Origin of the sequence: Mycobacterium sp. H4Y (assembly GCF_000364405.1) — a bacterium.
Taxonomy (GTDB): Bacteria; Actinomycetota; Actinomycetes; order Mycobacteriales; family Mycobacteriaceae; genus Mycobacterium; species Mycobacterium intracellulare.
Map to the genome: position 1 here is coordinate 1,340,871 of NZ_AKIG01000002.1, position 25,892 is coordinate 1,366,762.

Annotated in this window: 22 protein-coding genes and 1 pseudogene; 8 read left to right on the forward strand and 15 right to left on the reverse strand. The window is 69.5% G+C overall.

Going from position 1 to position 25,892, the window contains the following annotated elements; translation table 11 throughout:
* Nucleotides 1-12: 12 nt before the first annotated feature.
* The gene (locus W7U_RS20150) at nt 13-1,191 is read left to right on the forward strand and encodes a YbhN family protein (protein WP_008261900.1); all 1,179 of its coding nucleotides are present in this window, start codon (nt 13-15) and stop codon (nt 1,189-1,191) included.
* Here W7U_RS20150 and W7U_RS20155 read toward each other — a convergent pair.
* Complete coding sequence (locus tag W7U_RS20155; RefSeq protein ID WP_008261902.1) at nt 1,188-1,739, reverse strand: hemophore; 552 nt, start codon at nt 1,737-1,739, stop codon at nt 1,188-1,190. The two genes, W7U_RS20150 and W7U_RS20155, sit on opposite strands and share 4 nt — an antisense overlap.
* A 341-nt stretch (nt 1,740-2,080) precedes the next feature.
* Here W7U_RS20155 and W7U_RS20160 point away from each other — a divergent pair, with 341 nt between their 5' ends.
* Together W7U_RS20160 and W7U_RS20165 are read left to right on the forward strand one after the other, a co-directional pair.
* Complete coding sequence (locus W7U_RS20160; protein WP_008261904.1) at nt 2,081-5,137, forward strand: MMPL family transporter; 3,057 nt, start codon at nt 2,081-2,083, stop codon at nt 5,135-5,137.
* Nucleotides 5,134-5,682: a helix-turn-helix transcriptional regulator gene (locus W7U_RS20165; RefSeq protein ID WP_008261906.1), complete on the forward strand. Its 549-nt coding sequence runs from the start codon at nt 5,134-5,136 to the stop codon at nt 5,680-5,682. The genes W7U_RS20160 and W7U_RS20165 overlap by 4 nt, the downstream gene beginning before the upstream one ends.
* A gap of 1 nt (nt 5,683) precedes the next feature.
* Here the strand turns inward: W7U_RS20165 and W7U_RS20170 are convergent, their stop codons facing one another.
* Together W7U_RS20170 and W7U_RS20175 are read right to left on the reverse strand one after the other, a co-directional pair.
* Complete coding sequence (locus W7U_RS20170) at nt 5,684-6,367, reverse strand: hypothetical protein (protein ID WP_008261908.1); 684 nt, start codon at nt 6,365-6,367, stop codon at nt 5,684-5,686.
* Nucleotides 6,364-7,059, reverse strand: coding sequence for a hypothetical protein (locus W7U_RS20175; protein ID WP_008261909.1), 696 nt, complete (start codon nt 7,057-7,059; stop codon nt 6,364-6,366). Before W7U_RS20175 ends, W7U_RS20170 begins: the two co-directional genes overlap by 4 nt.
* A gap of 41 nt (nt 7,060-7,100) precedes the next feature.
* Between W7U_RS20175 and W7U_RS20180 the strand changes: the two genes are divergently transcribed.
* Complete coding sequence (locus W7U_RS20180; RefSeq protein WP_008261910.1) at nt 7,101-9,089, forward strand: M13 family metallopeptidase; 1,989 nt, start codon at nt 7,101-7,103, stop codon at nt 9,087-9,089.
* Here W7U_RS20180 and W7U_RS20185 read toward each other — a convergent pair.
* From W7U_RS20185 to W7U_RS20210, 6 genes are all read right to left on the reverse strand, one after another.
* Nucleotides 9,073-11,325, reverse strand: a complete 2,253-nt coding sequence (locus W7U_RS20185) for a molybdopterin-dependent oxidoreductase (protein WP_008261911.1) — start codon at nt 11,323-11,325, stop codon at nt 9,073-9,075. The genes W7U_RS20180 and W7U_RS20185 overlap by 17 nt on opposite strands.
* Nucleotides 11,322-11,921 carry a TetR/AcrR family transcriptional regulator gene (locus W7U_RS20190; RefSeq protein WP_008261912.1) on the reverse strand — a complete coding sequence of 200 codons (600 nt, stop codon included), beginning with the start codon at nt 11,919-11,921 and terminating at the stop codon, nt 11,322-11,324. The genes W7U_RS20185 and W7U_RS20190 overlap by 4 nt, the downstream gene beginning before the upstream one ends.
* Before the next feature lie 147 nt (nt 11,922-12,068).
* Nucleotides 12,069-13,154, reverse strand: a complete 1,086-nt coding sequence (locus W7U_RS20195) for an IS630 family transposase (RefSeq protein WP_036429555.1) — start codon at nt 13,152-13,154, stop codon at nt 12,069-12,071.
* 43 nt (nt 13,155-13,197) lie between these two features.
* Nucleotides 13,198-14,238: a L,D-transpeptidase gene (locus W7U_RS20200; protein WP_008261915.1), complete on the reverse strand. Its 1,041-nt coding sequence runs from the start codon at nt 14,236-14,238 to the stop codon at nt 13,198-13,200.
* A 118-nt stretch (nt 14,239-14,356) separates the two neighbouring features.
* The gene (locus W7U_RS20205) at nt 14,357-15,601 is read right to left on the reverse strand and encodes an MFS transporter (RefSeq protein ID WP_008261916.1); all 1,245 of its coding nucleotides are present in this window, start codon (nt 15,599-15,601) and stop codon (nt 14,357-14,359) included.
* Nucleotides 15,602-15,720: 119 nt separating this feature from the next.
* On the reverse strand, nt 15,721-16,011 hold the full coding sequence (locus W7U_RS20210) for a metal-sensitive transcriptional regulator (RefSeq protein ID WP_008261917.1): 291 nt from the start codon (nt 16,009-16,011) through the stop codon (nt 15,721-15,723).
* A gap of 107 nt (nt 16,012-16,118) precedes the next feature.
* Here W7U_RS20210 and ilvD point away from each other — a divergent pair, with 107 nt between their 5' ends.
* Complete coding sequence (gene ilvD / locus W7U_RS20215) at nt 16,119-17,831, forward strand: dihydroxy-acid dehydratase (protein WP_008261918.1); 1,713 nt, start codon at nt 16,119-16,121, stop codon at nt 17,829-17,831.
* 64 nt (nt 17,832-17,895) lie between these two features.
* Here ilvD and W7U_RS20220 read toward each other — a convergent pair whose 3' ends face one another.
* Complete coding sequence (locus W7U_RS20220) at nt 17,896-18,336, reverse strand: SPW repeat protein (protein ID WP_008261919.1); 441 nt, start codon at nt 18,334-18,336, stop codon at nt 17,896-17,898.
* Nucleotides 18,337-18,452: 116 nt separating this feature from the next.
* On the opposite strand from W7U_RS20220, the gene W7U_RS20225 reads away from it, so the two are divergent.
* A complete protein-coding gene (locus W7U_RS20225; RefSeq protein WP_008261922.1) occupies nt 18,453-19,436 on the forward strand; it encodes a nitronate monooxygenase in 984 nt (327 codons plus the stop codon).
* A gap of 1 nt (nt 19,437) precedes the next feature.
* On the opposite strand, the gene W7U_RS20230 is transcribed toward W7U_RS20225, so the two are convergent.
* Entirely contained in the window at nt 19,438-20,094 is a 657-nt protein-coding gene (locus W7U_RS20230; protein ID WP_008261924.1) for an O-methyltransferase, read from the reverse strand.
* Between the two features lie 158 nt (nt 20,095-20,252).
* Between W7U_RS20230 and mymT the strand changes: the two genes are divergently transcribed.
* Entirely contained in the window at nt 20,253-20,399 is a 147-nt protein-coding gene (gene mymT, locus W7U_RS25780; RefSeq protein WP_008261926.1) for a metallothionein MymT, read from the forward strand.
* Nucleotides 20,400-20,441: 42 nt separating this feature from the next.
* Here the strand turns inward: mymT and W7U_RS20235 are convergent, their stop codons facing one another.
* The 4 genes from W7U_RS20235 to W7U_RS20250 form a co-directional block, all read right to left on the reverse strand.
* Entirely contained in the window at nt 20,442-22,559 is a 2,118-nt protein-coding gene (locus W7U_RS20235) for a beta-glucosidase (RefSeq protein WP_036429559.1), read from the reverse strand.
* On the reverse strand, nt 22,556-23,068 hold the full coding sequence (locus tag W7U_RS20240) for a TIGR04338 family metallohydrolase (RefSeq protein ID WP_014386021.1): 513 nt from the start codon (nt 23,066-23,068) through the stop codon (nt 22,556-22,558). Before W7U_RS20240 ends, W7U_RS20235 begins: the two co-directional genes overlap by 4 nt.
* Nucleotides 23,065-23,814, reverse strand: coding sequence for a DUF2786 domain-containing protein (locus tag W7U_RS20245; RefSeq protein WP_008261931.1), 750 nt, complete (start codon nt 23,812-23,814; stop codon nt 23,065-23,067). Before W7U_RS20245 ends, W7U_RS20240 begins: the two co-directional genes overlap by 4 nt.
* Before the next feature lie 144 nt (nt 23,815-23,958).
* Entirely contained in the window at nt 23,959-24,792 is an 834-nt protein-coding gene (locus W7U_RS20250) for an alpha/beta hydrolase (RefSeq protein ID WP_008261933.1), read from the reverse strand.
* Nucleotides 24,793-24,823: 31 nt separating this feature from the next.
* On the opposite strand from W7U_RS20250, the pseudogene W7U_RS20255 reads away from it, so the two are divergent.
* Nucleotides 24,824-25,880: pseudogene (locus W7U_RS20255) on the forward strand (sigma-70 family RNA polymerase sigma factor).
* The last annotated feature ends 12 nt before the right edge of the window (nt 25,881-25,892 follow it).

The following is a 25,892-nucleotide window of genomic DNA, read 5'->3' on the forward strand; positions in this document are numbered from 1 at the left end:
ACCCTAAATCACGTGTCGCACGACGCACCCGCCCGCAATCTCGACTTCCCGCGCGAACAAACCCCGCGCGGGAAGTACTGGTGGGTGCGCTGGGTCATCCTGGGGATGGTTGCCATCGTGCTTGCCGTCGAGGTTTCCCTGGGCTGGGATCAGCTGGCCAAAGCGTGGATGAGCCTGTACGAGGCGAACTGGTGGTGGTTGCTCGCCTCGGTCGTGGCGGCGGCCGCGTCCATGCACAGCTTTGCCCAGATCCAGCGCACCCTGCTCAAGTCGGCCGGGGTGCACGTCAAGCAACTGCGCTCGGAGGCCGCGTTCTATGCGGCCAACTCGCTGAGCACCACGCTGCCCGGCGGGCCCGTGCTGTCGGCGACGTTCCTGTTCCGCCAGCAACGGCTCTGGGGTGCCTCGACGGTGGTGGCGTCGTGGCAGCTGGTGATGTCGGGCGTGCTGCAGGCGGTGGGATTGGCTTTGCTCGGGTTGGGCGGCGCTTTCCTGCTGGGCGCGAAGAACAACCCGTTCTCGTTGCTGTTCACGCTCGGCGGTTTCGTCGCCCTGCTGCTGCTGGCGCAGGCCGTGGCCTCGCGGCCGGAGCTGATCGAAGGCATCGGCAGCCGGGTCCTGACGTGGGTCAACTCGGTGCGCGGAAAGCCCGCCGACACCGGCCTGGACAAGTGGCGCGAGACGCTGATGCAGCTCGAATCGGTGAGCCTGGGCCGCCGCGACCTGGGGGTGGCGTTCGGGTGGTCGATGTTCAACTGGGTCGCCGACGTCGCCTGCCTCGGCTTCGCCGCGTACGCCGCCGGGGATCACGCGTCGGTGGCCGGGCTGACCGTCGCCTACGCCGCGGCCCGCGCGGTCGGCACCATCCCGCTGATGCCCGGCGGGCTGCTGGTCGTCGAGGCGGTGCTGGTGCCGGGGCTGGTCTCGAGCGGGATGTCCCTGTCGAGCGCGATCTCGGCCATGCTGATCTACCGGCTGATCAGCTGGCTGCTCATCGCCGCGGTCGGCTGGGTGGTGTTCTTCTTCGTGTTCCGCACCGAGAACGTCGACGACTCCGACGACGACCCGATCACCGGTCCGCTGCCGATCGTGCCGCAGCCGGGCGACGCTTCCGCCGACCCGACCGAGGCCGCCCTGCAGGGGCCGCTGCCGCCCGACCGAAACCCGGAGACCGACGGCCGGGACGCCTAGCCGACGGTGTTTCCGCGCGGCGGGCCCGAGAGCGGGTTGGTGCCGGCAGGGAGAGGAGCGGGCTGCGGCGCGGCGGGCGGGGCGCCCGTTCCGCCCAGCGGGGAGGCGCCCGGGGGGTTACCGGGAAGCGCGGGCAGGGCGCCCGCGGCCCCCTGCGCCTGCTGCATCATGCCCATCATCTGCGGGATCGAGATCGGCAGCTTGCACTGCAGCGACAGGCTGGTCAGGGGTTGCGCGATCGACGTCATGTCCCCGGCGACCTTCGGGTTGGCGTCGAAGTAGCTCTTCAGCCCGCTCAGCGACTGCGGCCCCGCCTGCTGCTGCAGCATCGAGGTCATCGTCTGGTTGGTCTCGGGGTGCGAATCCAGATAGTCACCCATCGACTTCGAGACCGAGCCGATGGTGCGGGCGACCTCGCTGGCCGCGCACGGATCGTTGGCGCCGGTCGCCGGCGGACCGGCGAGCACCGCGAGGGCGGCGCCGGGCGCGGCGGCGGCGATCAGGCCGGCCAAGATTTTGCCACGCCGTCCAGCGCTGCCTGTCGTCATCGAGAACTCCTCACAGTTTGCGCGGACCGCCACGGATGAGCGCGTCGCAAACAGCTGCAATGGACGGCCTTACCGATGGCCGGGTCCCCCTGAATCCCCCGAGGACCCGCCAGGCCAACCGACATCCTGCCACCGCCGATATCGCCCGGCCAGCCGCGAACTGCGGATGTGACCGAGATCCCGCTTGGTCACCGGTTCACAACGACTCCGCAGCTTCTTGGCAACGACGCCGTCACCGCAGCTCAGGAACTACATAACCCCACATAAACCACAGCGTGCTCCGGTATCCTCGCCTGCACGCGTTACGCGAGAACCGGGGAGCGAGAAAAATCCAGCAGTTGATGATGCGCCTCAGCCGCAGCCTGCGTAAGTACCGCTGGTTGGTCTTCACAGGCTGGTTGCTGGCGTTGGTTCCTGCGGTCTACCTGGCGCTGACGCAATCCGGCAACCTCACCGGCGGCGGTTTCGACGTGGCCGGTTCCCAATCGCTGGCGGTCCACGACCAGCTCGAGGAGCTCTACCACGACCAGGGCGGGTCATCGCTGGCGCTGGTGGCCGCGCCCCGCGCCGACGCCACCTACCAGGACATGAACGAGGCGGTCGCACAGTTGCGACGGCTCACCGCCGAGGTCCCCGGCACCTCGGAGATCCCCAACCCCACCCAGCGGCCGCCGCAACCCGACCGCCCCTACGTGCTGTCGGTGCGGCTCGATTCCCGCAACACCAGCGACGTCGCCAAGAAGCTCCGCACGAAGGTCGGCATCAAGGGCGACCAGCCCGGCCAGACCGCCAACGGCCGGGTGCGGCTCTACGTCATCGGCCAGGGCGCGCTGAGCGCCGCCGCGGCCGCCAACACCAAGCACGACATCGCCGCCGCGGAACGGTGGAACCTGCCGGTGATCCTCATCGTCCTGCTCGCCGTGTTCGGCTCACTGGCCGCCGCGGCGATCCCTCTGGCACTGGGCGTGTGCACGGTCGTGGTGACGATGGGCCTGGTGTACCTGCTCTCCGCGTACACCACCATGTCGGTGTTCGTGACCTCGACGGTGTCGATGTTCGGGATCGCGCTGGCCGTGGACTATTCGCTGTTCATCTTGATGCGCTTCCGCGAGGAACTGCGCAGCGGGCGCCAGCCCCGCGAGGCCGTCGACGCCGCGATGGCGACCTCCGGGCTGGCCGTGGTGCTGTCCGGCGCGACCGTCGTCGCGTCCCTCACCGGGATCTACGTGATCAACACCCCGGCGCTGAAGTCGATGGCCACCGGCGCGATCCTGGCCGTCGCCGTCGCGATGCTGACCTCGACCACCCTGACACCGGCGGCGCTGGCGACGTTCGGCCGGGCGGCCGCCAAGCGGTCGGGCTTCCTGCACTGGTCCCGTCGGCCCGAAAGCACCCAGTCGCGGTTCTGGAACCGGTGGATCGGATGGGTGATGCGCCGGCCGTGGATGTCCGCGCTGGCGGCGTCGCTGGTGCTGCTCGTGATGGCCGCGCCCGCGGCGTCAATGGTGTTGGGCAACAGCCTGTTACGCCAGTTCGACTCGTCCCACGAGATCCGCGCCGGCGTCGGCGCCGCCGCCCAGGCGTTGGGTCCGGGCGCGCTCGGGCCGATCCGGGTGCTGATCAACTTCCCCGAGGGCGGGGCGGCCTCGCCCGAGCACAGCCACACCGTCGGCGCGGTCCGCCAGCGGATGACGCAGGCGCCGAACATCGTCTCGGTGTCACCGCCCCAGTACGCCGAGGACAACGGCAGCGCGCTGCTGTCCGCGGTGCTGTCGGTGGACCCCGAGGACATGCGGGCCCGCGAAACCGTGGGCTGGATGCGCGCGGAGCTCCCCAAGGTCCAACAGTTGGGGACCGCGCGCGTGGACGTCGGCGGCCCGACCGCGCTGATCAAGGACTTCGACGACCAGGTGTCGGCGACCGAACCGTTGGTGCTGGGCTTCGTCGCGCTGATCGCGTTCGTGATGCTGTTGGTGTCCGTCCACTCGGTGTTCTTGGCGCTCAAGGGCGTCTTGATGACGTTGCTGTCGGTCGCGGCCGCCTACGGCAGTTTGGTGATGGTGTTCCAGTGGGGATGGCTGAAGGATCTCGGCTTCGCCCAGATCAGCTCGATCGACAGCACGGTTCCCCCGTTGGTGCTCGCGATGACCTTCGGGTTGTCGATGGACTACGAGATCTTCCTGCTCACCCGCATCCGGGAACGGTTCCTGCATTCGGGCAACACCCGTGACGCGGTGGCCTACGGCGTCAGCACCAGCGCCCGCACCATCACCAGCGCGGCGCTGATCATGATCGCGGTGTTCGTCGGGTTCGCCTTCGCCGGCATGCCGCTGGTGGCCGAGATCGGCGTGGCCTGTGCCGTGGCGATCGCGGTGGACGCCACCGTGGTGCGGCTGGTGATGGTTCCGGCGTTGATGGCGATGTTCGCGCAGTGGAACTGGTGGCTGCCGCCGTGGCTGTCCCGCGTGCTGCCGTCGGTCGACTTCGACCGGCCGCTGCCGGAGGTCGACCTCGGCGACGTCGTCGTCATTCCCGACGACATCTCGGCGCTGGTGGCGCCCAGCGCGGACCTGCGGATGGTGCTCAAGTCCGCCGCCAAGCTCAAGCACCTGGCGCCCGACGCCATCTGCGTGACCGATCCACTGGCCTTCAGCGGCTGCGGTCGCGGCCGCGGTCAGGCTTCGTCGGGCCCCGACGAGGAACGCACCCGCGGCCTGGGGCCCGGGCAGATCCCCCACCAGGTAGCGCTGGGCGAGGAGAAGGTCGCCGTCGGGGTGACCGCGGGCGACAGGAAGACCGCCACCAACGGCCATGCCAACGGTTCGTCGGGCCCCAAGAAGCTCGTCGGCGGGCTGGCGGCGCGCAACGGGATCGCCAAGGCCATTTCCGGGTCGGACCGGCCCGTTCATCCGGTGACGCTGTGGCGGGGCCGCCTGTCGGTGGCGATCGACGCGCTCGAGACCGACCCGGACGCCGCACCGGCGGGGGCCACCGACCGTCCGAGGTACGCGCGGCGCAGCCCGGTGGAGACGACCCATGTGCAGCTGCCCACCGGCGACCGGTTGCTGGTCCCGACCGGCGCGGAGACCCTGCGGCTCAAGGGCTACCTCATCATGTGCCGTAACAGTCGCCGCGATTATGCCGACTTTGCAGACATGGTGGATGCGATGGAACCCGAGACCGCCGCGGTGGTGCTGGCCGGAATGGACAGGTATTACTGTTGTGAATCGTCCAGGCGGCAATGCATCGCCACCCAGTTGGTCCGTCGACTCGCAGATCCCGATCCGTGCGACTACCCGGAAGACCAGGGGTCGGAAGCCGACGCGAACTCGGACTGGGAGGGGATCAGGGAACGCTGCCTGTCCGTGGCGGTAGCGATGCTGGAGGAGGCGAGGTGACGTTGGCATCCGACCGACGCCCCCCACCGCCGCCCCGCCGGCCGGCCCCCGAACAGCGCAACCGCGGCGGTGGCCCGTCCGAGGGGCCGTCCGGATCCGTTCCGGACCTGGACCAGCCGGTGGAGTTCTGGCCGACCGCCGCCATCCGGTCGGCCCTGCAGGGCGGTGACATCGCCACCTGGAAGCGCATCGCCGGCGCGTTGAAGCGCGACCCGTACGGGCGCACCGCCCGCCAGGTCGAAGAGGTCCTCGGCGGCACCCGCCCCTACGGCATCGCCAAGGCGCTGTGGGAGGTGCTCGAGCGCGCCCGCACCCACCTGGACGCCAACGAGCGCGCCGAGGTGGCCCGCCACGTGCGGCTACTGATCGACCGCTCGGGACTCGCGCAGCAGGAGTTCGCGTCCCGCATCGGGGTCAGCCCCGAGGAGCTGGGCGGCTACCTCGACGGCAGCACCAGCCCGACGGCCGCACTGATGATCCGCATCCGCCGGTTGTCGGACCGGTTCGTGAAGGTGAAGTCCGGCCCCTCGGCCGAATCCAACTGAGCTACCTGATCGGCAGCACGTCGGCGACCAGCCAGTCGCTACCGCGCTTGGTCAGCGTCACCCGCAGCGCCGGCGCCACCTGACTGGGTGGCTGGCCCGGCGCGTTCTGGGTCACCCGCAGGATCACCGCGACGCTGGCCGCCGTCGGCCCGAGCGCCTCGACGCCGGCCGAGACCGTGGCGGCCTGGGCGGTGACCTTGTGCTGGCCCAGCTCGGCGCTGGACTTGGTGTACTGCTCCTTGAACGCCGCCGCATGCTCGGGGACGACCATGGCCGTGGCCCGGTCGATCGCATCGGTCGGGGCGGTGGGGCTGAACGACGCCATGGCCTCGGCCATGCCGGTGGCGATCCGCACGACCTTGCGGGAGTCGTCGGTGAAGTCGCGGTCCGTCTTCGTCCAGTGCGTGTATCCGGTCGCGACGGCCGCCGCCAGGGCGGCCGTGCACAGCAGGGCCACCGCCAACCGCAGCCCCGGCGCGTCGTCGTCGGTGCCGAGGCTGACCGAATCGCGGCGCAGCAGCCAGAAGTTGACCGCGACGCCCTCGAGGGTCAGCAGGACCAGCACCGAGCAGGCCGACACCCACCACAGCGGCCAGCCGAGCACCACCCCGATGGCCACCAACGCGGCGATCGCGGCCAGCGGGGCCGCGATGTCGAATGCGAACAGTCGCCAGATGTTTCTCATCGGATCGAACTCAGTCCGGAAATCATCAGCTTGCCGTCGACGTCGGACACGTCCAGCCGCAGGTTCCAGTGCACGGTCTGCGGCTTGGCGCCGGCGTTTTCGCTGACGGACGTGGCGACCAGCAGCACCGAGTCGGTCCGGCTGGCGAACGGCGGCAGCTTGGTCGTCACCGATTCCGACCCCGGGGGCCTGTCGGCGCCGGGCTGGGCGTCCAGCTCGTGGTGCACGGTTTCGATCGCCACCGCGTCGATCCGCCCGGCGCTCTTGGACTGCAGCTTTTCCACCACCGCCCGGTAGGGCTGCACGGCGGCATCGAAGTAGGTGTTGAGTTCGCCGACCGTGCCGTCGTGCAGCCGCTGCAGGCTGGCGTCGACGTTGCCGCTGTTCATGTTGATCAGCACGTTGGTCCACCCGGCGGCGGTCTGCATGACGCGGCTCAGATAACCGCGCTCGGCGACCTGGTCGCGGTGGCCGGACCAGATGATCACCCCGAGCACGACCGCGGCCACCGACAGCACGCCGAGAACCGTTGACGCCACCCCGTAATGCGAGAAGACCGCTGGGTCGGATTCGGGGCCGGGTTCGCCGTCGTCAGCGTCGTCGGCGGTCGGGTGGCCGCCCTCTTCGGCGTCGTCGCCGGCGTCGACGACATCTTCTTCGGCAGGTGGCTCGGTGCGCGCGCCCTCGGACATGGCCCGATCGTCGCACCCGGGAAAGATGGAAGGATGGCGGGGTGACGAATACGGCCCTCCGCTCGGGCATCGACCTGAGCTACGTAGACGACAGCATCCGCCCCCAAGACGACCTGTTCGGTCACGTCAACGGCCGCTGGCTGGCCGAATACGAGATACCGGCGGACCGGGCCACCGACGGCGCCTTCCGGCAGCTGTACGACCGCGCCGAGGAGCAGGTGCGGGACCTGATCGTCGAGGCCAGCGAGCGGGGTGCGGCCGCCGGCGACGCGGACGCGCAACGCATCGGCGACCTGTATGCGAGCTTTCTCGACGAGGAGACCGTCCAGCGGCGCGGCGTGCGCCCGCTGCTCGACGAACTGGCCGTGATCGACGACGCGGCCGACGCCGACGCGCTGGCCGCCGCCCTCGGCGCCCTGCAGCGCACCGGGGTGGGCGGCGGTGTCGCGATGTATGTGGACACCGACGCCAAGAACTCGGCCCGTTACCTGGTGCACTTCACCCAGTCCGGACTCGGGCTGCCCGACGAGTCCTATTACCGCGAAGAACAGCACGCCGAGGTGCTCGAGGCGTACCCCGGGCACATCGCCCGGATGTTCGGCCTGGTCTTCGGCGGCGACCCGGAAAGCCACATCCGGACCGCCGAGCGCATCGTCGCGCTCGAGACCCGGCTGGCCGAGGCGCACTGGGATGTGGTCAAGCGCCGCGACGCCGACCTCACCTACAACTTGCGCACGTTCGCCGAACTGCGCGACGAGTCGGTGGGTTTCGCCTGGGGCACGTGGGTCGCCGCGCTGGGCACCCAGCCCGAAGCGCTCGCGGAAGTCGTTGTGCGCCAACCGGATTACGTTCGGTCATTCGCCGAGCTGTGGCGCAGCGAGGACCTCGAGGTGTGGAAGAGCTGGGCGCGGTGGCGGGTGATCCGCGCGCGGGCCGCCTGGCTGACCGACGAGGTGGTGGCCGCGGACTTCGACTTCTACGGCCGCCGGTTGACCGGCACCGAGCAGATCCGGGACCGGTGGAAGCGGGCGGTCTCGCTGGTCGAGAGCCTGATGGGCGACGCCGTCGGAAAGCTGTACGTGCAACGGCATTTCCCGCCCGGCGCCAAGGCGCGCATCGACGAGCTGGTGGCCAACCTGCAGGCGGCCTACCGGATGAGCATCAACGACCTGGAGTGGATGACGCCCCAGACGCGGGAGCGGGCGCTGGCCAAGCTCGACAAGTTCACCGCCAAGGTCGGCTACCCGGCGAAATGGCGGGACTACTCCACGCTGGTGATCGACCGCGACGACCTCTACGGCAACTACCAGCGCGGGTACGCCGTCAACCACGACCGCGAGCTGGCCAAGCTCGGCGGCCCGGTGGACAAGGACGAGTGGTTCATGACCCCGCAGACGGTCAACGCGTACTACAACCCGGGGATGAACGAAATCGTCTTCCCGGCGGCCATTTTGCAGCCGCCGTTCTTCGACGCCGAGGCCGATGACGCCGCGAACTACGGCGGCATCGGCGCGGTGATCGGGCACGAGATCGGTCACGGCTTCGACGACCAGGGCGCCAAGTACGACGGCGACGGCAACCTGGTCGACTGGTGGACCGACGCCGACCGCGCCGAATTCGGTGCTCGCACAAAGGCCCTCATCGCGCAGTACGACACGTACATCCCGAGGGGGCTGTCGAGCGGCCACCACGTGAACGGCGCGTTCACTGTCGGGGAGAACATCGGGGATCTGGGTGGGTTGTCGATCGCGCTGCTGGCCTATCAGCTGTCACTGAACGGCCAACCCGCCCCCGTGATCGACGGCTTGACCGGCGTGCAGCGCGTGTTCTACGGCTGGGCCCAGGTGTGGCGCACCAAATCCCGCGAGGCCGAAGCGATCCGGCGGCTGGCGGTGGACCCGCACTCGCCACCGGAATTCCGCTGCAACGGCGTGCTGCGCAACATGGACGCCTTCTACGACGCGTTCGACGGCGCCGACACCGGCGCGCTGTTCCTGGAACCGGAGCGCCGGGTCAAGATCTGGAACTGACCGGCGTCAGCGCCTCGATGCGCGCGGGCACGTGCTTGTGCCACGGCGTGCCCGCGTAGGGGTCGCGCCACCCGATCGAGGTCAGGGCGTTCGGGGCCACTCCGGGCACCACGGTGTGACCGTCGTCGTCGAGATAGTCGAGCCCAAAACCGTTGGGCAGGGCGGCATGTCCGGCGAGCATGGTCTCGGTGATTTCGACGGTGGCCTCGGCGCTGCCGGCCGCGGTGCTGATGCGGGCCCGGCATCCGTCGACGAGCCCTAGGGCCTGGGCGTCTTCCACGCTCACCCGCAGCGCGCCGTCGGCGTCGCGTTTGCGCCAGGACGGGTCGCGGAAGATGTCGTTGGCGGTGTAGGCGCGCCGCTCCCCCACCGACAGCACGATCGGGAAATCGGGCGTGGTCAGCTCGGCCGGGGTCCGGGCCAGCGCGGCCAATTCGTCGAGCATCGACGGGATTTCCAGCGCGATCTTCTGGTCGGAGTGGCTGATCAACGCGAAGTCGTCCTCGTAGTTGTGGACGGTGAACGTCACGCCCGAGGGGTTGTCGAGGATCGCGTCGAACAGCGCGTTGCCGTCGGCGTGACCGGCGCGCCGCACGGCGTCGGGATAGTTCATCGCGGTCTTCTGGGCCAGGCCCCATAGGGCGGCCGCGCCGCGCAGCCCGTCCGGCAAGGTCGGTCCGAGCGTCTCGTAGAGCACGTACGGAAGTAGCTGAGCCACCGTGGGATTGGTGGCGGCGGACAGGAAGGCCTCGGCGTACGCTTGCCGACCCCGCTGGGCGGCTTCGCGCAGGGGCCGCAGATCCGCGTCGTCGACCACGCCGAGCGCCCGCACCAACCGGGCCCAGATCTCGGGCTCGGGCAGTGTTCCCGGCAACGGCTCGAGCAGCGGACGGCGCAATTGGAAAGTGTTGTGCGGGAACTCCAGGTTGAAGAAGGTGGCTTCCGGCTTCTCGAATTGGGATGCGGCCGGAAGTACATAATGGGCGAGCCTGGCGGTCTCGGTCATCGCGACGTCGATGACCACCATCAGTTCCAGCGACTGGAAGGCTTCGCGGCAGGCGGTCGAATCGGCCAGCGAGTGAGCGGGATTGCTGCTTTCCACGATCATGACGCGGAAGCGGTCCGGATGGTCGGTCAGGATTTCCTCGGGGACCACGTTGCTGGGCACCAGCCCGGAGATGATGGGCGCGCCGGTGACCGGGGTGCGGCCGGAGAACTGCCCGAACAGGGGTGCGAACGACGAATGCAGGTGCTGGCCGCCCTTTTTCGCGAAGTTGCCGGTGAGAACCCAGAGCAGCTTGTTCAGGTAGGAGCACAGCGTGCTGTTGGGTGCCTGCTGCACGCCGAGGTCCTCGAAGACCGAGACGCTCGCCGCGGCGCCGATGCGCCGCGCCGCCGCGCGCAGCAGTTCCTCGTCGACCCCGCAGTGTTGGGCGTAGTCGGCGACCGCGACGTCGCGCAACGCGTCGCGGACGGTGTCGGCGCCGCGCACGTGCTCGGCGAGAAACGTCTCGTCGCAGAGGTTTTCCTGGACGAGGACGGCGGCCAGCGCCGCCAGGCACCACCCGTCGGTGCCGGGCCGCACCCGCAGGTGGAAGTCGGACATCTTGGCGGTGTCGGTGACGACGGGGTCGATGACGATCATCGACCGGGCCGGATCCTTGGCGATGTCGTTCAGCACCACCCGGGCGCGCGGAAAGCTCTGCGACATCCACGGGTTCTTGCCGACGAACACCGCCACCTCGGCGTGCTCGAACTCTCCCCTGGTGTGACCGCCGTACAGCTGCCCGTCGACCCAGGACTCGCCGGTTTTCTCCTGCGCCAACGCATTTGAGCGGTACCGTGAGCCGAGCGCCTTCAGGAAGGCGCCGCTGTACGCCCCGCCCAGGTGATTGCCCTGCCCGCCGCCGCCGTAGTAGAAGATCTTGTCCCCGCCGTAGGTGTCGCGGATGTGCTTGAATCCCTCGGCGATCTCCACGATCGCGGTGTCCCAGTCGATTTCCTCGTAGCTGCCGTCGGCGCGTCGGCGCAGCGGGGCGGTCAGCCGGGTGCGGCTGTTCTGGTAGTGATCCAGCCGCAACGCCTTGTTGCAGGTGTAGCCCTGCGATGCCGGGTGCGCCTTGTCACCGCGGATGCGGGCCAGCCGGCGATCGTCGAGCTGAACGACGATGCCGCAGTTGCATTCGCACAGGATGCATGCGGTGGAGTGCCATTCACCGGTCGTGTCTGTGGTCACTGTGGGACATCCTCTCCGGTCACCCGATACGACGACGTAGCCAAGAGCAGTTCGCGCACCTGGCGGCGGACGACGTCGAGGGGCATCAGGTCGCGGCGCACCCGGGCCAACAGGATCGCACCCTCGAGCGCGGTGGTGGCCAGGACCGCCAATTCGCCCGCCCGTTCCCGGGCTACGCCGTCGGCGATGAAGCGCTGGGCGATCAGGTCGGTCCAGCGGTCGAACGCCGCCGCCGCGCGCTCGACGACCGGCGCCATGCGCTCGGCGTCCTGCTCGCCCGCCTCCACGGACACGGCGACGATGGGGCAGCCGGCGCGGAAGTCGCTGTCGAGCAGCTGCTGGCGGAATTTGTCGATCAGGGTGTCGATCAGGTCGAGGCCGCTCGCGGCGTCGGCGATGATCGCGGCGACGTGGTCCGCGGCGTAGTCCACGGCCTCGCAGAGCAGTTGCGTGCGCCCGCCCGGGAAGTAGTGGTAGGCCGATCCGCGCGGCGCGCCGCTGTGCTCGAGGACGTCGGAGATGGCGGTGGCGTGGGCGCCGCGCTCCCTGATCAGCAGGGCGGCAGATACCACCATCCGGTCGCGTGGACCGCGCATCGCCGCTCCTCAGGGGCCGAAGTTATATATGATGCTATACATAACCGCCGCGCCCGCGGAAGGCCCCTCGACAAGGAGATGGCCAACAGACGCAAAATCGCCCGATTTCGCAGGGAAATGGGCGATTCTGCGACTGCTCGCGGGCAGCTAGTGTCGCGAGTCGTTAATTCGCTTGCAGTAGTTGGCGACGGATTCGAGGATTTGGTCGGCGGTTTTGGTCCAGACGTAGGGGCGCGGGTTGTCGTTCCAGTTTTGGATCCAGGCGCGGATGTCGGTGTTGAGTTGGCGTACCGAGGTGTGGGTGCCGCGGCGCAGTTTCTTGGTGGTCAGTTCGGCGAACCAGCGCTCGACGAGGTTGAGCCAGGACGAGCTGGTCGGGGTGAAGTGCAGGACGAACCGTGGATGGGCGGTCAGCCAGCGTTTGACCTGGGGCGTCTTGTGCGTGGAGGCGTTGTCCAGCACGACGTGGCAGTCGAGGTCGGCGGGGACTTCGGCGTCGATCTTTTTCAGGAAGGCCAGAAATTCCTGGGCGCGGTGACGCGAGTGCAGCGCGCCGATGACCTGGCCGGTGGCCAGATCCAGGGCGGCATACAGGCTCGATGTGCCGTGGCGCACATAGTCGTGGCTGGCCCGCGCCGGGGTGCCGGGCAGCATCGGGAACACCGGTGCGGTGCGGTTGAGCGCCTGGATCTGAGTCTTCTCGTCCACGCAGAGCACGACCGCACGTTCGGGCGGGTTCAGATACAACCCGACGACGTCACGCACCTTGTCGACAAATAACGGGTCCTTGGAAAGTTTCCACGAATCCTGTTTGTGCGGAGCCAATCCGAACGCCCGCCACACCCGCGACACCATCGACTGGCTCAACCCCAAATGTTGGGCCATCGACCGCGTCGACCAGTGCGTGGCATCGAGCGGCGCGGTCTCCAGCGTCGCGGTGATCAACGCTTCGATCCGCTCATCACCGACCACCCGGGGCCGACCCGGCCGCGGCTCGTCGAGCAACCCGTCGAGGCGATCGGTGGCGAATCGATTGCGCCACTTGGTCACCATTCCCCGCGTGATACCCAGATCGTGTGCTATCGCGGTATTACTCGAATCCCCTTCGCAGGCAAGCACGATCCGTGACCTCAGGGCCAGCGCCTGGGCGCTCTTCGGGCGGCGCGCCCATCCCCGCAACTGATCGCGTTCTTCATCGGACAACACCACAGGCACAGCAATCGGACCCGGCACAGGCCAAGTCTACTATCCGGATGCGGATTAACGACTCACGACACTAGTTCATCCAGTCGGCGGAGCCGTCGTTCTTCTTGTAGTTGCCGCCGGTGGAGTTCTTCACGATGATCGGGTCTCCCGCGCCGAAGTTGTCGAAAAACCACTTCGCGTTGGAGGGGCTGATGTTGATGCAGCCGTGGCTGACGTCGCGCTTGCCCTGGTCGTCCACCGACCAGGGGGCGCTGTGCACGTAGTCGCCGACGTTGTCGAACCGGACCGCGTCCTCCACCGTCACCTTGTAGCCGTAGGTCGAGTTGACCGGGACCCCATAGGTGGACGAATCCATCACCACCGACGCCTTCTTGTCCTGCACGTAGTAGGTGCCGTTGGGGGTTTGGTGGTTGCCGGACGTCATGCCCATCGACATCGGGATCGTCTTCTCCACCGTGCCGTTGCGGGTGACGGTCAGCTGATGCGTGGCGTCGTCGGCCGTGGCGACCAGCGTGTCTCCGGTGCGGAAGCTCGACACGGTGCCCCCGGCGTCGACGGTCACCGCGGTGTGGGCGGGCCAGAAGCTCAACGGCCGCCAGCGCAGCTGCGTCGGGGTCATCCAGTAGAACTTGCCCGGGACCGCGGGCACCGACGAGACGTGGACCGCGCCCTCCGCGGCGCCGGCGTCGTCGACGCGTCCCGGAAAGTTGATGATGATCGGCTGGGCGACGCCGACGGTCGACCCGTTGGCGGGCTGGATCTTGGGGGGCCCGAACGGGGCCGTCCCGGTGAACGGGGTGGGGTTCTGCCCGGCGGCCGAGGCCGCCGCGGGTTCCGCCATCGGCGGGAGCCATGGTGGCGCCGCCGCCGGGTCGGGCGGGGGCGGCGGTGCCAGCGGGTCGGGCGGGGGTGGCGGCGCGAAGGGATCCGGCGGCGCGGGCGGGCCGGGCGGGGCGGCGACGGCGCCCGGGTCGGCGGGAGCCGGGTCCGGGTCGGCCAGCGCGGGGGCGGCGCTCAGCACCAGCGCCAGGGTCAACACTGCGCCCCAGCCGGTGACGTTCAGAGCGGCGAAGAGACCCTTGAAAGTCCAGGCCTTCGTCCAGCCCGACATATGCATACCTCCACTCGTCTACTCCGACACAGTCTGGCATAGGGCGGGCGCCGTCGACCGTCGCCGGCGGGCGTCCGCTGCCCCGGAGCAGCCAAGAACACGCCTCTGAGCTGGACGGTTATGAATCGAGTGAGCTTGTCGGCCGCGGCGGGGGGACGTCGAGCATCCGCCGGTTGGCGGCGATGCCGACCAGCGCGACCGCCATCAGGATCGCCGAAGCGATCAGCATCATCGTGACGCTGTGCTCGTAGAGCAGCCCGCCCGCCAGCGAGCCGGCCATGATGCCGACCTGGAATGCCGTCACGTAGAGGCCCGAGGCCCCGTCGGGGTCGTCGGCCCCGTTGCGCATGGCGGCGGATTGCATCATCGGCGATACGGCGGTGGCCATGGCCCCCCACAGCACGATGGCGGCGGTGCCGATCAGCGCGGTCGTCGCGCCGGACCGGCCGCCGAACGCCAGCGCCGTCAGCACCACGAAGGCGGCCGTCAGACCCGTCATGCACAGGATGACGGCGCCCTTGGGGCGGTGGTCCAGGGGCCGCGCCACCAGCGGCACCGATAGCAGGCCGGCCAGCCCGTAGGCGGCCAGCACCCAGGCCAGGTTCGGCCCACGCACGCCCAGGACGTTGCGGATGAGCTCGACGATGAACGTGTAGGACACGAAGTGGCCGGTGACCGCGATCATCGCCAGCACGCTCACGATGATCAGCCGCGGGTTGCGGTGATGGCGGGACCGGGGCCCGACGTGGGCCAGCTGATCCTCGGTGAGCACCATCTCCGGCAGCATCAGCCGGGCGGCGACCGTGACGAGCGCGGCCGCGACGGTGACGCACACGACGGCCAGGCGCCATCCCCACATCAGGCTCAGGGCCGCGGTCAGCGGGCTGCCGACGACCAGCGCCAGGCTGGTGCCGACGTAGATCGATGTGGTGGCTCGCCCGGCGTGGCTGGGCGGCACCAGCCGGGTCGCGATCGGCGCGATGACCGACCACAGCAGCCCGTGGGTGATCGCACACAGCACCCGCCCGGCGGCCAGCACCGCGAAGTTGGGCGCCAGCGCCGAGATGAGCTGGGAGGCGGTCAGGCAGGTCAGGCTCGCGACCAGCACGCGGCGGCGCGGCAGGTGCGCGGTCCAGCGCACCAGCGGGATCGTCGTCAGGGCCGCGACCAGGGCGTACCAGGACAGCAGGGTCCCCACCAGGACCAAACTGACGTTGAGGTTGCGGGCGATCGCCGGCAGCGCCCCCACCGGCAGGATCTCGGCGGTGACATAGGTGAAGGCCGCGGCCGCGAGGATGGCGAGCTGAGCCGCGATCCGTGGCGTCCACGTTCGCGCGGCTGCGTTGGCGGTTTCGGCAGTCATCACAGTCATCGCTTGGGTGTGCGCAATCGGCTGAGCAACGTCGCCGAGGTCACGCTCCCCATACCGTACGCACACCGGCTACCGGTTCCTCCAACTTGGCGCGGCAACACGCCCTGCGATCAGGAGCGGACGAGGCGAGCGATCGCGGCGGAGGCCTCGCTGAGCTTCGTGTCGGCCTCGTCGCCGCCCTCGGCAACGGCCCGGGTGACGCAGTGGCTCAGGTGCTCGTCGAGCAAATTCAGCGCGACCGACCGCAACGCGCTGTTGACGGCGCTGATCTGGGTCAGCACGTCGATGCAGTACTTGTCTTCCTCGATCATGCGGGCGATGCCCCGCACCTGGCCCTCGATGCGCCGCAGCCGCTTGGCGTAGTTGTCCTTCTGCTGCGAGTACCCGTGTTCGTCTGTCATCGTCGATTCACCCTGCCGCTCCGTCTGGCCCGCCCATCCCAGCTTATACCCCGACGGGGTATCACCCCGGGAACGGGCATCGCGACTGGCCAGCGCATACTTGAACGATGCCCACCACCGATTCGGCTCGGACCGCCGACATCAAGCCGCGTAGTCGTGACGTCACCGACGGCCTGGAGAAGGCCGCCGCCCGTGGCATGCTGCGGGCAGTAGGCATGGGAGACGAGGACTTCGCCAAGCCGCAGATCGGCGTCGCGTCGTCCTGGAACGAGATCACGCCGTGCAACCTCTCGCTGGACCGGCTCGCCAAGGCCGTCAAGGAGGGGGTGTTCTCGGCCGGCGGGTACCCCCTCGAGTTCGGCACCATCTCCGTGTCCGACGGCATCTCGATGGGCCACGAGGGGATGCACTTCTCCCTGGTGTCGCGCGAAGTGATCGCCGACAGCGTCGAGACGGTGATGCAGGCCGAACGCCTCGACGGCTCGGTGCTGCTGGCCGGCTGCGACAAGTCGCTGCCCGGGATGCTGATGGCCGCCGCGCGGCTGGACCTGGCCTCGGTGTTCCTCTACGCGGGCTCGATCCTGCCGGGGGTGGCCAAGCTCTCCGACGGCAGCGAGCGCGAGGTCACCATCATCGACGCGTTCGAGGCGGTGGGGGCCTGCGCCCGCGGGCTGATGCCGCGCGAGGACGTCGACGCCATCGAGCGGGCGATCTGCCCCGGCGAGGGCGCCTGCGGCGGCATGTACACCGCCAACACGATGGCCAGCGCCGCCGAGGCGCTCGGGATGTCGTTGCCGGGCAGCGCGGCGCCGCCGGCGACCGACCGCCGCCGCGACGGGTTCGCGCGGCGCAGCGGCGCGGCGGTCGTCGAACTGCTGCGGCGCGGGATCACCGCCCGCGACATCCTCACCAAGGAGGCGTTCGAGAACGCCATCGCGGTGGTGATGGCGTTCGGCGGGTCCACCAACGCGGTGCTGCACCTGCTGGCCATCGCCCACGAGGCCGACGTCGCGCTGACGCTCGACGACTTCAGCCGGATCGGGTCGAAGGTTCCGCATTTGGCCGACGTCAAGCCGTTCGGCCGCCACGTGATGTCGCACGTCGACCACATCGGCGGCGTGCCGGTGATGATGAAGGCGTTGCTGGATGCCGGCCTACTGCGCGGCGATTGCCTGACGGTCACCGGTGCGACCGTGGCCGAGAACCTGGCCGAGATCGCCCCGCCCGACCCCGACGGCAAGGTGCTGCGGGCCCTGAGCAATCCTATTCACCCCACCGGCGGCATCACCATCCTGCGCGGATCGCTGGCTCCCGAGGGCGCGGTGGTGAAGTCCGCCGGCTTCGATTCCGACGTGTTCGAGGGCACCGCAAGGGTTTTCGACGGTGAACGGGCCGCGCTCGATGCCCTCGAGGACGGCACCATCACCAAGGGCGACGCGGTGGTGATCCGCTACGAGGGCCCGAAGGGCGGACCCGGCATGCGCGAGATGCTCGCCATCACCGGCGCGATCAAGGGCGCCGGTCTCGGCAAGGACGTGCTGTTGCTGACCGACGGCCGGTTCTCCGGCGGGACGACGGGGCTGTGCGTCGGTCACATCGCCCCGGAGGCGGTGGACGCCGGACCGATCGCGTTTCTGCGCGACGGCGACCGCATCCGGCTGGACGTCGCCAACCGGGTGCTCGACGTGCTCGCCGATCCGGCTGAATTCGATTCGCGGCGAAAGGGTTTCACACCGCCGCCGCCGCGCTACAAGACCGGGGTGCTGGCCAAGTACGTCAAGCTGGTCAGCTCGGCCGCCATCGGCGCAGTCTGCGGTTGATCTCCGCCTGACCGGATCGCCCGGCCAGGCGGCGAATCGACCTGTGCCCTAACCGAGTTCGGGGCTAGGCGTGCGTTCCCGTGGCGCGCGTGCGCATGCCGAAGTAGGTGGCGTTGAGACCCAGGAAGGTCAGCAACGCGCCCGCGACGACATTCGACCAGGTCATGCCGGTGGTCAGCGTGACGTCCGGCAGGATCCACGTCGACACGATGACCCACGCGCCGAGTACCGGCAGCGTCCATGTCATGCCGTGCGCGCGATCCAGCGTCGTGGCGAACCCGTACGCCAGGAACGCCACCGCGATACCGGCGATCAGGTCAGACGTGGCGAGCGACCTCGTCGCGCTGAACCCCACGATCCACGGCGACGCGGCCACATACAGACCCGTCAGCAGCGCCAGGCCGAAGGTGAAATGCGCACTCATCGACTCGGCGACACGCTCGTAGCGGGCGCGCAACGCCATCAAATCGGGGTGGTGATCGATTGATGAATGGACTGTACTCATTTTGTGACCTTTCTGTTATGCAGCAAGCCTTTTGAGCTGGGCTGCACCCATCCATCTGTGATCAACATTACGCTCGATCGCGGCCCAGTTCGAGAAACCGCGTAGCCTCTTGAGGCATGGACCTCGCGGATCGATTGCGGCTCGATCACCCGGTGGGACAGGCCGGCATGGGCGGCGGTCTTGCGGGGGCGGCCCTGGCGGCCGCGGTCGCCAACGCGGGCGGGCTCGGCACGCTGGGCATCGACACCCCGCGCCGGCTGCGCGCCTCGATCGACGAGGTGCGCGAGCAGGCGCCGGGTCGTGCCGTCGCGGTAAACCTGTTGCTGCCCTTTGTGCATCGCCATCACGTCGCGGCCTGCGTCGACGCCCGGGTGGACGCGGTGGTGTTGGCGTTCGGCGACAAGCGGGGCCTCGTCGAGCATCTGCGCGACGCCGGGGTCTTCGTCTTCGTGATGGTGGGCACCGAGGCGCAGGCTCGGGCCGCGATCGCCTGCGGCGCTGACGGTTTGATCGCTCAGGGGCGCGAGGCCGGCGGGCACCTCGTGGGGACCGTGCCGGCCCTGGATTTTCTCCCGCACGCCCTGCGCGCGGCCGGGAACCGACCGGTGTTCCTGGCCGGCGGCGTCGCCACCGCCGCCGACACTCGCGCCGCGCTCGACGGCGGCGCCAGCGGTGTCATCGCGGGCACGCGATTCCTGTTGACGCACGAGGCCAACGCGAGCCGCGAGTATCAGCGGCGAATCCTTCGGGCCGACAGGACGATCGAGACAAACCTGTTCGGCCTGAGCTGGCCGCTACGGCACCGCGTCGTGCCCAACGAGGCGACGCGCCGGTGGTGCCGCGCCGACGGGCGGGCCAAGGCGGTGCCGGCGGCGCTCAACGCGGCCAGTCGTCCCCTGTCGGCGCTGGGCTATTTCGATGCGGGCGCACTGATGCGCCTGCAGTCGCCGGCCCTCCCGTTCTTCACGCCGCTGGCACCGGTGGCCGGTGTGCCCGACTCCTGGCTGGACGGCGCCGCCCTGTACGCCGGTGAAGCCGCCCTGCGGATCGGCGAACTCACCTCCGCCGCGCAGGCGGTCGCCGACCTGTCCCCGCGCTGAGCTACTGCACCAGCGCCAAGGCGAAGCCGTCCCAGTGCTTGGCCCCCACCGTCTGGATCACCGCGGTGTCCAGCCGCGGGTGCTCGCCCATCGCCTGCAGCGTCTCGCGGGTCGCCCGCACCCTGGCATCGTCGGAATGCGGCCGCAGAATCTGCCCGTCGCGAATCACGTTGTCCACCACCACCACCGCACCGGGCCGGGCCAATCGGACCGCCCACTCCACATAGGCCAGGTTGTTCTCCTTGTCGGCGTCGATGAAGATCAGATCGAAGGGTCCGGTGACCGTCGGCAGTGTATCCAGCGCCGCGCCGACGATCACCTCCACCCGATCGTCGACGCCGGCGCGCTTCAAGTTGCCCCGCGCCACCTCGGCGTGCTTCGGCTCGTACTCCAGCGTCACCACGCGGCCCTGCGGCCCGGCGCCACGCGCCAACCAGATGGTGCTGAAGCCGCCCAGGGTGCCGATCTCGAGGATGCGCCGCGCGCCGATGGCGCCGGCGAGCAGGCTCAGGAACTTTCCCTGTTGCACCGACACCGCGATCGGCGGTAGGCCGGCCGCGTTGCTGGCCTCGAGCGCCGCGGTCAAGGACGGATCGTCGCCCACCACCGTGCTGTCCAGGAATGCGTCGACGTCGTGGGGGGTCGGTTTCTCGCTCATGACGTCAACGCTAGCCGCGCCCGCCGGGCCCCCGCACGACAGCCGTCCCCGCCACGAAACCCGTCGCGACCGTTTACGCATACCCATGGGGGGTATATAGTGGGGGTGCGGCCGAACCGCGCCGCACGAGTCACACCAGGAGAAAAAGGGTGAGTCAAATGGCAACTTACGAAGCCGGGACCCTGCTGACGTGCGGTCACGAAGGCTGCGGCTGCCGTGTCCGCATCGAGGTGCCCTGCCATTGCTCGGGCGCCGGCGAGGGCTACCGCTGCACGTGCGGCGACGCGCTGACCCCCGTCGAGTAACGCCTCGGGCCGGTCGTACGTTCGGGCGTCAGCCCGAGGGGGTCATCGCCCGAACGTACGGCCGGTCAGTTCGACCCCCGCCGCGAGCCGCATGGCCAACGCCGAAATGCCCACGGCCGCCGTGTAATCGCCCGCCTCGATCCGCCAGCATCCGGCGCCGCCGTCGTAGCGTGCGAGCAGGCGCGGATCGGCCTCGATCCTCAGCCGGCGGCTGGCGCCCGGTTCTAACTCGATCCGCTCGAATCCCAGCAGCCGCAGGCACGGTCCGCCGGGCTCCGCCGTCACATACAGCTGCGGCACGTCGGCCCCGGCGCGGTCGCCGGCATTGACGACGGTGAAACTGGCCGTGATGGTCTCCCCGCCGGTGACCACCAGGTCACGGTAGTCAAACCTGGTGTAGGACAGGCCATGACCGAAGGCAAACATCGGGACGTGGCCGTTGGCCGCATACCATCGATAGCCGACATCGGCGCCCTCGAAGTATTCGATCGTGCTCGCGGTCCCCCACGGCGTGCCGACACCGGGTAGCCGCGGGCGAGGCGTCTGGTCCAGATCGGCGGGAAAGGTGATCGGAAGCCGGCCCGAAGGATTGACCCGGCCGGTGAGGATCTCGGCGCTCGCCCGGGCGCCGGCCTGACCCGGATACCACGCCTGCACAACGGCATTCACCGCGTCGCGCCACGGCATGCTCACCGGGTTGCCGGTCTCGAGCACCACCACGGTATTGGGGTTGGCCGCCGCCACCGCCGCGATCATTTCGTCCTGGCCCCAGGGCAGCGACAGGTCGGCGAGATCGTATCCCTCCCCTTCCGCGCGCACCGCGAACACGATCGCGACATCGGCGAGCCGCGCCGCCAGCGCCGCCTCGGCCGGACTGATGCCGGGGTCGAATTCGATCTGCGCCCGCGGCAACTGGTTTCGCAACTCCTGCAACGGCGACGACGGCAGCAGGTACAGGTTGCGCAGCCCGGCCTCCAGCCCCGCGCCGCCGATCGGGACCACGCCCGCGTAGCCGCCGTCGGGAACGACGGTGCTCGAACCATAACCGGCCGGCACGCCCAGGTGCGCGTATCCGCCGATGACGGCGATGCGCGTGCCCGGCTCGGGCGTCAACGGGAGCGCTCCCCGGTTGGTCAGCAACACGACCCCCTGGCGGGCGATGCGCAGCGCAATCTCGTTGTGCGCGGCCCGATCCGGCTCCGGCGGCGCGGCGTCGCGGTCGATACCGACGGCGAACATGGACCGCAGGATCCGTCGGACCATGTCCGACAACCGCTCCCTGGGTAGCCTGCCCTCGGCGTACGCGTCGCGCAGCGGCGCGCCGAAGGCCTCGGCCTGCCACAGCAGCGCGTCGATCTGGGCGCCGCACTCCTGATCGAGGCCGGCCAGCGCGCACTCCCAGCTCGGCGTGGCGCCCCAGTCGGACATGACCCAACCGCGATACGCCCAGGCGCCCTTGAGCACCTCGTTGATCAGGACATCGTTCGCCGCGGCGTAGACGCCGTTGACCTTGTTGTAGGCGGTCATCACGGCGCCCGGTTGCGCCCGCTCGATCGCGATCTCGAAGGCGAGCAGGTCGGACTCGCGGTGCGCGTCGGGATCGATGACCGCGTCCAGGAAGTGCCGATTGGTCTCGTTGCAGTTCAGCGAGTAGTGCTTGACCGTCGAGATGACGCCGTGGCGCTGAATGCCGTCGATCGACTCCGCGATCATCGCGGCGGTCAAAAGCGGGTCCTCGGAAAGGTATTCGAAGTTGCGGCCGTTGCGCGGGTCGCGCGCGAGGTTCATCGCCCCGGCGAGCTGCACGTTGAATCCGCGGCTGCGCGCCTCTGAGCCGATCACTTCGCCTGCGGACCGGGCCAGCGCCGGATCGAAACCCGCGGCCAGCGCCAGCCCGGCGGGCAGCGCGGTGGCCGTGTCGCCCGGACGGTAGCCGGGGTTGGTGACGCCCAGGCCGGCATCGCTCATCCGCAGGGGCGGCACCCCGAGGCGGGGAATCCCGGGCACGTACCCCGCGCTCATCGGCGTGTCCGCCGGGATGCGTTCGTCGCGCACCGGCCACAGGTCGCCGGCGCCCATCACCGAGACCAGCAGGGAGAACCGCTCGTCGTCGGTCATCTGGGCTTCGATCTCGCGGGCCCTCTCGTCGGGATCGCTCACCGCACACCCTCTTTGGCGTAGACGACGCGCAGCACATGCCCCACTTCGGGTCCCATCACCAGCTCCGTCAACTCGCAGATCGTCGCGACGAACTCGCGGCCGTGCGGCGGCTCGGCCCGGCACAAATGATGCGCCACTTCGTGCAACATCACCAGCTCACGCAGCGCCCAGTCGGCGGTGTCACGGTCGGGGACCGCGATAACGCCTGCGCCGTCCTGGTTTTCGTAGTGCGCGGCGGTGGCGGCCCGGCGCGGCCGGACCCGCAACGGGGCCACCCCCGGCCACCGGCTGCGCACCGCCGGCAGCGCCAGCACGTCGTCCACGTAGCGCTGGGCGGAGGCCACCGAGCCGAAGCGGCCCTCCGGCGGCAGCGTCAATTGTGTGCCGAAGAAGTCCACGGCGGGTGAACCGTGCTGGGCGGCGCGGTCGAACAACGTGCGGACGAATTCCTCGGCCGCATAGACCCTGGAGCGTTGAGAATCCCGCCGCGGGAAGTTCCCGGGAGTCACCCGCTCAGCGCGCTCCGCGCCCCGGGGAGTTCCGGGCTGTTGCCGAGCCGCGCTCGCTTGCCGGCCCGGTCGCCCGCGCGCCGCGCCGCCGAGGAATACCCGGCCGAGGCTCGACTGGCCTGCCAGGTGCCGCGCGCCTTGGACGCACCGCGGTAGTAGTCCACGAGCTCAACCTCCTTGTCCCGCAAGGCGATAGCGGTTCCCGGCGCACGTTGCCGGTCCTTGGTGGCTTCCCGCCGGGCCTCGTCGCGGGCCTCGGCCAGCCGTTGGCCCACGCGCGCCCCGAAGGCCAGCTGAAAGTTGAGCCGGGCGGTGATCGTCGGCGTGGGACGGTGCGCGCCCGAGGCGAGGTAGGCGTCCGACGCGCGCACCATTTGCACGACCAGGCCGGCGTACAGGGCGTGGCTGGCGTCGATGTCCTCGGCAAACCCGTAGGCGTAGACGAACGTCGAATTGGACGCGACGTCGCACCGCACGTCGTTGGCCGCGGCGATCAGCACGAAGAGCTGAACGTAGGTCCGCAACCCCTTGGTGCCCGCCGCGCCGATGGTGATGGTGCGCTGCGTCGGGGCCTGCGCGGCCGAACGCTGGGCCGAATGGGAGCGCGCCACCGCGAGGTCGATGGACGCGGCCGTCGCGAGCCGCTGCGCGGCCGACATGAACGCGTCGGCCTCGTGGGAGTTGTCGGTGCCTTCGGCCTGACGCAGCAGCGCGGCGATGCGCGCCAGCATCTTGTCGTCAGTCATTAGCGCCGTTCCTCCTCATCGCTGCGCTCTGCATCGTCACCGGCGCGAGTCATTAGCGCCGTTCCTCCTCATCGCTGCGCTCTGCGCCTCATCGCCCGTGCGGGTCATTAGCGCCAACGTACGGGAGCGGTCCGACACGCCCGCTCACAGCCGAGCGGTGATCCAGGAGACGACATCGTCGAGCACCTGCTCGCGCTCGGGCTCATTGAAGACCTCGTGATACAGGCCGGGATACACCTTCAGCTCGACGTCGGTGGACCCGACGCACTCGACGAGCCGACGGCTGCCGGCGACGGGAATCAACCGGTCCTCGGACCCGTGCACCACCAGCAACGGCGCCGTCAGCGCCGGCGCCCGCTGCGGCATCGTCTCGCCGACCTGCAGCAACGCGCGGCCGATGCCGGCCGGAACCTTGCCGTGGTACACCAGCGGATCGCTCTTGTAGGCCGCCACCACCGCGGGATCGCGCGAGATGGCGTCGACGTCGAGGTCCTGCGCCGGCAGGCCGGGCACGAGGGCCCCCAGCACCTTGGCGGCCAGGGCCAGCAGCGGTGACACCTGGTCCTGGGCCGCCACCGCGGGCCCCGACAGCACCATCAGGTCGTAGTTGTCCGGGCGCTCGACGCCGTAGGCGAAGACGATCCCCCCGCCCATGCTGTGGCCCAACACGACGCACTTGAGGCCGTGGTGTTCGCGCGCGGCGATGCCGACCAGGGTGTCGAAGTCGGTGGTGTACTCGTGGATGTCACGCACCACCGCCCGTTTGCCGCCCGAGCGGCCGTGCCCGCGATGGTCCAGCGCGTAGGTGACCAGGCCCGCCGCCCCGAAGCACTGGGCGACGTGGTCGTAGCGGCGGGCGTACTCGCCGAGACCGTGCGCCAGCACCACGACCGCCCGTGGCGGCGTGTCGGGGGTCCAGACGTCGTAGACGATACGCACACCGCCGAATCCGTCGAAACTGCGTTCGGTGCGGTTCATCGGCTGGTCCTAGTCATTGAGGTGCAGCGTAATGGCTGGGATCCCGGCCGGGGTTGCGGACACTGCGTAGGCTCATCCGCGTGAGTCTTCTCGCCCAAGACCCCGAAGGCGACGCGGTGCTGGGGACCGATTTCTCGGCCCAGGCCGAGCCCTATCGCCGCGAGCTGCTCGCCCACTGCTATCGAATGACCGGGTCGCTGCACGACGCCGAAGATCTGGTGCAGGAGACGTTGCTGCGGGCCTGGAAGTCCTACGACCGTTTCGAAGGCAAGTCCTCGCTGCGGACCTGGCTGCACCGCATCGCCACCAACACCTGCCTGAGCGCGCTGGAGGGCAAGGGGCGCAGGGCGTTGCCGGTGGGCCTGGGCGCCCCGAGCTCGGACCCGACCGCGGAGCTGGTGGAGCGCCGCGAAGTGCCCTGGCTCGAGCCGCTGCCGGAGTTGACCGATCACCCGGCGGACCCGTCGGTGGTCGTCGGGTCGCGGGAGTCGGTACGGCTGGCGTTCGTGGCTGCGCTGCAATACCTTCCGCCGCGGCAGCGGGCGGTGCTGCTGCTGCGCGACGTGCTGCAGTGGCGCTCCGCCGAGGTCGCCGAGGCGGTCGGCACCACCACGACCGCCGTCAACAGCCTGCTGCAGCGGGCCCGGTCGCAACTGGATGCCGTCGGTCCCAGCGCCGACGACCAACTGGCGCCGCCGGATTCGCCCGAGGCCCAAGACCTGCTGGCCCGCTACATCGCCGCGTTCGAGACCTACGACATCGACCGCCTGGTGGAGTTGTTCACCGCGGAGGCGATCTGGGAAATGCCGCCGTACGCCGGCTGGTATCGGGGCGCGGCGGACATCGTGACCCTGATCCACCAGCAATGCCCGGCCGAGGCGGGCGGAGACATGCGGCTGCTGCCGCTGGTCGCCAACGGTCAGCTCGCCGCCGCGATGTACATGCGCGCCGGCGACGTGCATGTCCCCTTCCAGTTGCATGTGCTGGATGTGCACGGCGAGAAGGTGTCTCACGTGGTGGCGTTCCTCGATGAGACGTTGTTCACGAAGTTCGGGCTGCCCGGTTCACTGTCCGCCGGTCAGGAGTAAGAAGGTTGCGCA

Bases quoted from the DNA above. Each gene is read 5' to 3' on its own strand.
- W7U_RS20210 (WP_008261917.1), bottom strand. From the start codon at position 16,011: ATGACAGACGAACACGGGTACTCGCAGCAGAAGGACAACTACGCCAAG.
- W7U_RS20160 (WP_008261904.1), top strand. From the start codon at position 2,081: ATGATGCGCCTCAGCCGCAGCCTGCGTAAGTACCGCTGGTTGGTCTTC.
- W7U_RS20190 (WP_008261912.1), bottom strand. From the start codon at position 11,921: ATGCGCGGTCCACGCGACCGGATGGTGGTATCTGCCGCCCTGCTGATC.
- W7U_RS20175 (WP_008261909.1), bottom strand. From the start codon at position 7,059: ATGTCCGAGGGCGCGCGCACCGAGCCACCTGCCGAAGAAGATGTCGTC.
- ilvD (WP_008261918.1), top strand. From the start codon at position 16,119: ATGCCCACCACCGATTCGGCTCGGACCGCCGACATCAAGCCGCGTAGT.
- W7U_RS20230 (WP_008261924.1), bottom strand. From the start codon at position 20,094: ATGAGCGAGAAACCGACCCCCCACGACGTCGACGCATTCCTGGACAGC.
- W7U_RS20220 (WP_008261919.1), bottom strand. From the start codon at position 18,336: ATGAGTACAGTCCATTCATCAATCGATCACCACCCCGATTTGATGGCG.
- W7U_RS20200 (WP_008261915.1), bottom strand. From the start codon at position 14,238: ATGTCGGGCTGGACGAAGGCCTGGACTTTCAAGGGTCTCTTCGCCGCT.
- W7U_RS20155 (WP_008261902.1), bottom strand. From the start codon at position 1,739: ATGACGACAGGCAGCGCTGGACGGCGTGGCAAAATCTTGGCCGGCCTG.
- W7U_RS20170 (WP_008261908.1), bottom strand. From the start codon at position 6,367: ATGAGAAACATCTGGCGACTGTTCGCATTCGACATCGCGGCCCCGCTG.
- mymT (WP_008261926.1), top strand. From the start codon at position 20,253: ATGGCAACTTACGAAGCCGGGACCCTGCTGACGTGCGGTCACGAAGGC.
- W7U_RS20245 (WP_008261931.1), bottom strand. From the start codon at position 23,814: ATGACTGACGACAAGATGCTGGCGCGCATCGCCGCGCTGCTGCGTCAG.
- W7U_RS20225 (WP_008261922.1), top strand. From the start codon at position 18,453: ATGGACCTCGCGGATCGATTGCGGCTCGATCACCCGGTGGGACAGGCC.
- W7U_RS20250 (WP_008261933.1), bottom strand. From the start codon at position 24,792: ATGAACCGCACCGAACGCAGTTTCGACGGATTCGGCGGTGTGCGTATC.
- W7U_RS20205 (WP_008261916.1), bottom strand. From the start codon at position 15,601: ATGACTGCCGAAACCGCCAACGCAGCCGCGCGAACGTGGACGCCACGG.